Source organism: Sphingobium indicum BiD32, from assembly GCF_000382885.1.
GTDB classification, from domain to species: domain Bacteria; phylum Pseudomonadota; class Alphaproteobacteria; order Sphingomonadales; family Sphingomonadaceae; genus Sphingobium; species Sphingobium japonicum_C.
The window spans coordinates 1-8561 of record NZ_CAVK010000159.1; the positions used below are offsets into that span (position 1 = coordinate 1).

An 8561-nucleotide genomic window follows, 5' to 3' on the forward strand; every position below is an offset into this window, starting at 1 on the left:
ATAATGTCATCCAACTCTAGATTGGCCGTATATCGTGCAAGCCGACGTTTGGCATAATAGAGAACAGTTAGTTTCTCCGCCCGCATACGAGTTTCCTGGCCCATTTAGGCGGCATAGCTGGTAGTCGGCATTCCACCTGTCAGAGCTACCACGTCGCATTGAAGGCTATGCACAAGCGGCAGAGAACGGTGAAAGTGATATTCCGTTAGCCTCGCTCGAGAGCGCTGAAGTAGGACCGATCCACATCGGCAGCCAAGGTGAGTTGCGCCTGCGTCGGGCCAATGTTCTTACGCTGCGCCCTGATCCGGTTGCCGGGCTGGTGAAGGGCTGCCTCCTCGTCTATCGGACAACGCAGCCCAGCAGGCTCCTCCGCCAAGAATGGATCTGCCTGGCTGGATGCGCAGGCCACATCCATCGCCAACGGATTAGCTCAATCGTAAAAAGCGCAACAGCCTATCATTCTTCGTTGGCGTAATAAGCCTTATAAGATCCGTAAAAGGCCAGCGGATCACTGTCCGCATAAAGCGACTGTTTCTTGAGGTCGACGGCGTTCAGGACGACACCCGACAAAGGTGCTTCAGCAGCCTTGAGGGCTTCCACCGCCGCTTTTGCGGCAAAGCGCGATGTCCGGCGCCATCTGGTAATGAATACCACATGATCGGCCTCGCGGCTGATCACCGTTGCATCGCTGACGGCCAGGACCGGCGGCGTGTCGATGACAATGACATCATATTGCTTGCGGGCCTTTTCGAGCAGTTCTGAAAACTGACCTCTTGAGAAAATGTCGATGCCCTTCGCCGTCACCGCGACCAGCAGCAGATCGAGCGGTGTGCCGGTGGACACCATAGCCGACGCCAAATCCGTTTTGCCGGTGGCCACTTCGGCTATGCCATGTTCGGGCGTCGCGATCCCCAGCGATGCGGCTACCTGGGGCCGGCGCACATCGGCGTCGATCAGCAGGACGCGACTGCCTGCCTTGGCTATGGAAAGAGCCAGCGACGTCGCGATGGTGGTCTTGCCTTCGTGCGGCAGGGCGGAGGTGATGACGATCACCTGCCCGCTTGGCAGGGCCTGCTTGGCATGTCCGCCGCGCAGCGTCATGTTGAGCGCCCGGATCGCTTCGGAAAAGCTCGATTGCGGCTTTTCATAAACAAGGCGCGCAAGATGCTCGTCATAGTTGCGCGGGCTGACTCCAGGGATGGACGCGATGCGGTTGAGCCCCAGATGGCGTTTGACATCCTCGCCAGAGCTGATCTTCACATCAAGCAGTTCCGCAATGATGATAGCCAGCAAGCCGAAGGTGAGAGCAGCCGCCAGCGTCAGCAGAATCAGCAGGGGCCGGTTGGGCGAACTGGGCGAATTGGGCGTTGAAGCGACCGAAACGATGCTGGCGTCGGGCGTTGCGAGCTCGTCCGTCGCGACCGTTTCCTTGCGACGCTTGGCAAGGTCTTCATAAACTTCGCGCGATGCATCTGCATCCGTGTCATATTTCCTGGCGGTAACCGATGCATCGGAATTGCGTATCGCGGCGGAGCGCTGCTGGGCAATGGCTGAGCCCAGGCTGCCGACTTCCTGCTGCGCGGCACTTACTTCGGCGGCCAGGCCCGAAACGATCCGGCGCGTTTCAGCCGCGATTTCGCCGTCGATTTCGGCCAACTGGTTGCGCGTCCGCGCGACTTCGGGATGGTCGTTTCCATAACGGGTCGTCGCCTGCGAAGCATCGACCGCGATTTTTGCGCGCTGGGATCGCAGGTCACGGATGACTTGCGATGCAAGGACATCGGGCAGCGATGACGGATTATTCTGGGAACGGCTGGCGGCGCTGTAGCGCGCCTGCTTGGCGGCCAGATTAGCCGAAGCTTCGGAATGTTGACGCCGCAGGTCCGCGATCGTCTGTTCGTCATAGGACGAGGGGTTTGAGCCACTGGTGATGCCCGTACGGGCCCGGATGGAGGACGCACTGGACGCATTGCTTTGCACATCGGTGCTGAGTGCGCGCATCCGCTCTGTATAGAAACTCTGCGCTTTCTGGGCGATCGAGCGCTTATATTCGGCCTGCTGCTCCAGATACTCGCGGGCCATTGCGTTGGCTATGTCGGCTGCGGTCTGGGGCGAACGCGACGAAACATTGATGTTGATCACATAAGTCAGGCCTTGCCGCCCGACGGACATATGATTGAGCAATGTGTTCGTGACGACATCCAGCCCCGGCCGGACAGGGGCTGGCGATTTGCCGAACAGGCCGCCTACCCATTCGCCAAAACCCGGTTCGCGCAACCGGGGGTTGAATTCGGGATCACGATCCAGGTGCAGCCGCTCGGCAACGCGGCGTGCAAGGTCGGGCGAGCGCAGTACCTGGACTTCGGTGTCGACTGCGGCCGAATCGGCAGGCAAGCCCGATACGATCGACTGTCCCTCTGCAACATTCGTCGATCGACGCTCGATCAGCACGCTGGTGGAGCTGACATATTTGCTGGGGATGATCAGCGCGATGGTCAAGCCGATGGCCAGGACAACAGCCGCCACGATGATAAAAGGGAACCGTCGCCGCAGCATGATCAGCCACAAAGTCCGCAGATCAATCGGGCTGTCTTCTGCAGGCGTTACGTACTGGCCTTCAGCCGTTGTCATCGTTGCTTCCTTTGTGCCGACTTTGCGCCGACATGATATTTGCCCATCGTCACCATGGCGAACGTTTTACTTTTCGACAGGGGGAGATGCCCTTGGAATCAGGGTTCTTGCATCGCGGCAGAAGTGAGTCAACAACGGTAACCTTACTCTTGCCGGTCACCAGCCGACCGCCCGCAGATCGCGACCAAGCCGCTGTTCCCAAATCGCGACTTCATCGTCAGTCAGGCGCTTCAGCTTGGTACCGACATCGGACGGCGCACGGGAAGGTGCCTGGCCTTCGGCCTTGCGCACGAAAACGAAATTGCCTCGCTTGATGCGGCGCACCTGCTCGTCGATCCGGCCCCATAATGTGCCGGTGTCGGGCATTCGGGTCTGATTTTCGCGCGGCAAAGTTCGCGGCAGCCCCTGTTCGGGCATGTCCAGGAATTCCGCGATACGTGCCCGCTGGGACATGAAATCGGCCACCATATCCTCGAACAATATGATCAGGATATTGTCCTGACCGAACAGGCGTTCGTACGGCTCGATCTGGGCTGCGAACAGGCTGTTGGTCAGATAGCGGAAATTCCACAGGACATCATCATATTGGCGCAAATACGGCCTGGCAATAACCTGGCGCAAAGCCGCAGCCTTATCGACATTGCCTCGTTCGGCCTGAACCGCAGCCACGGGATCGTCAGGCAGGGACAGGAATATATCCTGCGCAGTACGGCGTTCATGCCCGCGCTTGAGCATGTGGAGAAAGCCTGAATAGGCGCGCTTGCGCGGACTTCGCAGGGCAAAGATGAATTTGGTGCCCGGCCCCAACATGCGGTATATCCGCTCTGCTATGGCCGGGTCCGCCATATAGGTGGTCGTACCGTCCACAATGACCCGTGCATCGTCGGGAACACCCCGGAAACAGTTGCTGAAGCTGGCAAGTCGCTGTTCATTGATGCCGCGCGAAAAGAAATTCGGCTCTTTGGGGTTGGACAGGTAGCAGTCGGGATGCTGCTCCAGTGCGGCGCACAATGATGTGGTGCCTGATTTCTGGGCACCGGCCACGATAAGGTTGGGAACGGTCATGAGAGAAGCCACTTAACTTTGCAGCCGGGGCGCGCGCGACCGATAGGAAGCAATGCCCAGTGTCAGGAAGCCATAGGTCACGAAGAACCAGCTAAGGTCCGAATGCGTCAGAATGTTGGAATCCGTGATGCTGTATATCGAATAATAAGCCCATATGCCGACGTGGAACAGGTTCGCCGGATCGCGGGTCTGCCGAATATTGCGCAGGCTGCGCGCAAGAAAGATGAACCACGCGAACAGGAAGCAGAACAGGCCCACGATTCCCAGTTCCAGCCACATGTCGAGATAGCCATTATGGCCATTCGCCGTCATCGCCATGGTCGCTGAACCTTCCGACCAATGAGCGTGGAAGTCGCGCAGATTGGCGGTCAGCTTGTCCACCCAGAAGGTCTTGTATCCGGCACCCATCATCGGACGGTCGATGCCGATGGCATAGGCATAATCCCAAAGGCGTGTGCGGCCAGACAAGGTGAGATCGCGCCCCAGCAGGGTCAGCAATCCGATCAGCAGCGATGGCAGCACGACGATGGTGCCGAACAGGGCAAAGACCGATAATCCCGCGCGCAATTGCAAGGTCAGGTGCCGCTGCCACCCTTCGGGTATCACGACAAAGCGCGTGAGCCACATGGCGCCGAACCCGCCAGCAAAGCCGATGAGCGTGGTGCGAGAGTTGGAGAAAAAAAGCAGCACCAGGCTGACCAGCACCACCGCCGCCCATCGACGCCGGGCGGCACCTTGCGTCGCAAATGCCTGCGTTGCGAAAATCAGCATGGAAAAGGCCAGCACCGGCCCGAAATAATTTTTCCCTGGATAAATGCCGCGGATTGATCCGGATTCGGCATATTTCCCCACGAAATTCAGCCCGACGCCGGGAATGGCGAGCGAAATGATATTAATGACAAGCACGACAAGGCAGATTTTCGCGATGATCGGCAGCCACTGTTCGTGCCGCTGCTGCATGGCGACGAACAACACCGCCTGGCTAAAGAGGATGAGGGCGAAAAAGCGGCGCAGGGCAGCATCGGGCTCTACAGACCACAGGATCGATGCGGCTGCCCATAACAGCAACAATAATAGCGGCCAGGCCGGGCGAAGATAGCGTATCACCTCGCCAAAGCGCGCGACCATGATGAACAAGGCGGGACCATAGACCGCGATGCTGAGCAGCTGGATGATCGCCGACCCTTCCTCGCGCTGTTCGATCGCGCCTGCCCAATTGCCCGCGAGCGCGGACAGCAGGGCAGGGTAGAGCAGGATATAGACCACTATTCCGATCGCATAGCGCAGTTCCAAATTGCTGTGCGCGCGCGCGCTACCGACCATGGCGGACGGGTGGGCGGAGTTTGCCGAAAGCATTTGCGTCATCAGCGTTGGTCGCCTTGTTGCAGTACAGCATCGTCTGTCCAAGAAGCGTCCCGGTTTGTCCAGTGCATAAACCATCTGCCATTGTCTAAGCTGGAATTTGCCTACCGCTTTTATAGTTACCGCTGACAGGGGCAGCGCCTTCGCCGTCGCGTCAATCTCTGCTATCTTTGTTGGGCGGGTCACTGGCGGCCGGTGATGCCACCTCTTCTTGCGAGACGCAGTATGGTGGGGTACATAGTCTCGCCTACCAACCAGGATGGCGTTTTCATATCAGGATATGCGCCACATGACGTTGCCGCCGGCCAGCATCGATCTTCTTTGCACGTTTTTTAATGCCGCCGCGACACTGGAGCCGACACTGGCATCCCTATCGTCGCAGACGCTGGCCGATGCGCGGTTCATATTGGTGGACGATGGAAGCACGGACGACAGCGCTGCCATTGCGCAAGCATTTTGCAGCAATGATAGCAGATTTGCCCTGTTCACAAATGCTGATCGGGGACGCGGCAAGGCGCTGAATTTTGCGCTGGCGCAAGGGTGCGCGCCGCTCGTGGCCATTCTCGATGCGGATGATCTGGCACATCCGACCTGGCTGGAAACAGCCTGCGCCGCGATGGACGACCGGCCGGACGTGGCTGCGATCAGTTTTGAAAGGCTGATGATCGGCCCTGGCGAGACGGCTGACTGGACGCATATTCAGCCCCAGGCAACGGTGCTGACCGACGTGACACGACGCTTGGGCCGCAAGAACCAGCTTTCCCATTCGGGTTCATGCATCCGCCGTGACGCGATGCAGGCGGTAGGCAATTATGCCCTTAATCGCCGGAGCCATTTCGATTATGATCTTTGGGTTCGTCTTGGCGCGGCGGGATTTCGGCTCGCCCGATGCGCGCCGGTGCGCATTGCCAAACGCTATCATCTCGGACAGAAGTTCGCCTGGTCGCCGGGCTATTTTCTGTCAACCTTCGAGGTGCAGCGGAGAGCGATCCGTTTCCTGAGCGATCGTCCTGCCACCGATTGGCTGTTTGCATTGCGCGATCTGGCCCGAAACTTCGCCAAATACCCGCTACAGCAATGGGCCGTGCGGCGACGGGGCAACTGAACATTTCTAGTGGTGATTGCCAGCGTCGTCATTCCCAGGGCGCGGGCATGCCCGCGCCCGGATCAGCGATAACCGTCAGTAAGCATTCTTGTGTATGACCACGCCAAAGGTCGCGAGCAAGATGCTGATGTCCCGAAAAATCGACCAGTTGCGTAGATATTCAAGATCATAACGCAAGCGTTCGGTCAGATCGCGATGGGTTTCGGTCGCACCCCTGAAGCCTCGAATCTGGGCCAGTCCAGTGATGCCGGGCTTGGTTGAATGGCGTAGCCAGTAACGCGTGTCGACTTTCCAGAACAGATCATTGCCAGCTTTTGAACCGAGCGCATGTGGCCTTGGCCCCACCAGCGACATGTCGCCGCGTAGTACGTTAAAAAGCTGTGGCAGTTCGTCGATGGACGTAGCGCGAATGATCCGCCCGACGCGCGTGATCCTTTTATCGTCCCGCGATGCCGACTTGCTGCCGGTGGCATCGGCCAGATCGTCCCGCATGCTGCGGAACTTATATACATAGAAAAGCCGGTTGCCCCTGCCCATGCGCAGTTGCTTGAACAAGACCGGCCCCTTGCTGTCGAGTTTGATGCAAATGGCGGTGATGACAAGCACAGACGCAAGGAACAGGCAAACGGAACAGGTCACCGACAGATCGAATACCCGTTTCAATGCACGGCTTCGCAAATCCAGCGGCCCCGTAGAAACGCGAATCGACGCCGATTCCAGCCTTAATTTCGCATGGTCGGAAATGACAGGTTGCAATTCCGGGATCAGCAGGCTGCCGATGCACCCCACGCCCTGCAGGAAAAGGGACCAGCTTTCCCGTTCATGGACCGGGCAATCGACAAGAACACGATCATATTCGCGGATCATGCTGCTCAGTGCGTGCAGGACGGCAGGATCATGTAAATCGAGCTTCAGGCCGAGGTCGGCGCAAAGGACGATATCATATCCTTCCATTTCCCGCGGGGCCACACCGTCAACGATGAACAATTTGCGCAGAAGCCGATTGCCAATGATGCGGTGGATGAGCAGGAAGAAGGGAAGGCGGACGAGAAGCAGCAGGGTGAAGGCCGTGATCGTGCCGGTGAACAGCACCAGCCGTGACATCGAATCGACATGTTTGGACGCGAAAAAGCCCAGCACCGCGATCGACAAGGCCCACATCATGGCCATAGCCGCGCGCCTGACCGATGTGGTCAGCGATTGCATGGAATCGAGCGTGTAGAGGCGGCCATAAAAGGCGACGACCATAAACACCGACGCCAGGACGATGATCCAGTTCCGGCTTTCCCCCACGGGCAGATGACCAAAGCGCATCAGGCTGGCAAAAGAGAAACTGCCGATCAGGATCAGCACGTCCAGCGTCCATTGCAGACCATAGATGCCGACACGAATTAGGCTGCCATCCCTACGGGACTTCGCAGCCGAAGTACTAGTTCCCGCGGCTATATACACGGCTACCCCTTATACCTGCTCAACGCGGGCATCTTAATACCCAAACATTACCGGATGCCTTAAGGCAGGCAACGTATTTATGCGGTCCAATGTTTCATTTTGAAACCGTGAAGCAATAATGGGACAGTCGTGCAATAGGCGCGCGCCAGTCGGGTGCGTTCACGCCTTGGGCCGTTTTTTTGATAATATACTCATCATCAGGCGATCGGGCAAAGACCCCATGTGCATTTGCACATGGGGTCCGCCAGTCTTTCCCGCCAAGGCGCATGGTCGTATCATGGGACTGTAATTGCCCGGAGCGACCATAAGCTCTGTCCGTCAGAAGAAGCGTTCGGGAATGCGGATCGTGTCACCCGGCAGCACCGGGGTGTCTGCGGCAAGGGGTACGGATTCCTCGCTCGATTTGTCGCCATGGCGCACGAAAACCCGCTTCTGGTCCGCGCGATAGGTATAGCCCTGAGCGATCGCGACGGCGCTTAGCACGGTAAGTCCTGTGGCGAAGGGATATTGGCCCGGCTGCTTGACCTCACCCAATATATAGAATGGGCGATACTGGCTGATGTCGATATTTACGCGCGGATTGTTGATATAGCCGGCCGCATAGCGCTTCGTGATTTCCGCTTCTGCTTCGCGCGGGGTCATCCCGTCGACCTTGACCAGGCCGATGAGGGGGAGCGATGCCTCCCCTTCGGTATTCACCGAATATTCCTGGCCCGACAAGGCGGGTTCGTTAAATACGTTCAGGCGGAACTTGTCGCCCGCCCCGATCCGGTAAGCCGTCGTCGCGGCTACTGATCCAGGCCCCGCCGCAGGCAGCGGGCCACTGGTGGTGCAGCCGGTCGTCAGCACCGAACTCATCATGATTGTCGCCACAATCCAGGCTTTACAGCGCATACCAAACCCCCAATTTCACAATCTGCCCTCGAATCGCCGAGGCAACTTAGAG

At 58.3% G+C, this 8561-nt stretch carries 6 protein-coding genes; 1 reads left to right on the plus strand and 5 read right to left on the minus strand.

From position 1 onward, the window contains the following. Nucleotides 1-456: 456 nt before the first annotated feature. The 3 genes from EBBID32_RS16190 to EBBID32_RS16200 all read right to left on the minus strand — a co-directional run bounded on the left by EBBID32_RS16190 (nt 457) and on the right by EBBID32_RS16200 (nt 5061). A complete protein-coding gene (locus EBBID32_RS16190; protein ID WP_006960774.1) occupies nt 457-2631 on the minus strand; it encodes a GumC family protein in 2175 nt (724 codons plus the stop codon). A 156-nt stretch (nt 2632-2787) separates the two neighbouring features. Then, on the minus strand, nt 2788-3696 hold the full coding sequence (locus EBBID32_RS16195; protein WP_006960777.1) for a sulfotransferase family protein: 909 nt from the start codon (nt 3694-3696) through the stop codon (nt 2788-2790). 12 nt (nt 3697-3708) lie between these two features. Beyond that, nucleotides 3709-5061, minus strand: a complete 1353-nt coding sequence (locus EBBID32_RS16200; protein ID WP_006960779.1) for an O-antigen ligase family protein — start codon at nt 5059-5061, stop codon at nt 3709-3711. 286 nt (nt 5062-5347) lie between these two features. Here EBBID32_RS16200 and EBBID32_RS16205 point away from each other — a divergent pair, with 286 nt between their 5' ends. After that, nucleotides 5348-6163 carry a glycosyltransferase family 2 protein gene (locus EBBID32_RS16205; RefSeq protein ID WP_006960801.1) on the plus strand — a complete coding sequence of 272 codons (816 nt, stop codon included), beginning with the start codon at nt 5348-5350 and terminating at the stop codon, nt 6161-6163. A 75-nt stretch (nt 6164-6238) separates the two neighbouring features. On the opposite strand, the gene EBBID32_RS16210 is transcribed toward EBBID32_RS16205, so the two are convergent. Together EBBID32_RS16210 and EBBID32_RS16215 are read right to left on the minus strand one after the other, a co-directional pair. Continuing rightward, nucleotides 6239-7516, minus strand: coding sequence for a sugar transferase (locus EBBID32_RS16210; protein WP_006960803.1), 1278 nt, complete (start codon nt 7514-7516; stop codon nt 6239-6241). A gap of 417 nt (nt 7517-7933) precedes the next feature. After that, a complete protein-coding gene (locus tag EBBID32_RS16215) occupies nt 7934-8476 on the minus strand; it encodes a polysaccharide biosynthesis/export family protein (RefSeq protein WP_231382223.1) in 543 nt (180 codons plus the stop codon). Nucleotides 8477-8561 lie beyond the last annotated feature (85 nt).

What these genes read in the sequence shown, in the direction of transcription:
- EBBID32_RS16190 (WP_006960774.1), bottom strand. Translation starts at nt 2,631, where the DNA reads ATGACAACGGCTGAAGGCCAGTACGTAACGCCTGCAGAAGACAGCCCG.
- EBBID32_RS16195 (WP_006960777.1), bottom strand. Translation starts at nt 3,696, where the DNA reads ATGACCGTTCCCAACCTTATCGTGGCCGGTGCCCAGAAATCAGGCACC.
- EBBID32_RS16200 (WP_006960779.1), bottom strand. Translation starts at nt 5,061, where the DNA reads ATGACGCAAATGCTTTCGGCAAACTCCGCCCACCCGTCCGCCATGGTC.
- EBBID32_RS16205 (WP_006960801.1), top strand. Translation starts at nt 5,348, where the DNA reads ATGACGTTGCCGCCGGCCAGCATCGATCTTCTTTGCACGTTTTTTAAT.
- EBBID32_RS16215 (WP_231382223.1), bottom strand. Translation starts at nt 8,476, where the DNA reads ATGATGAGTTCGGTGCTGACGACCGGCTGCACCACCAGTGGCCCGCTG.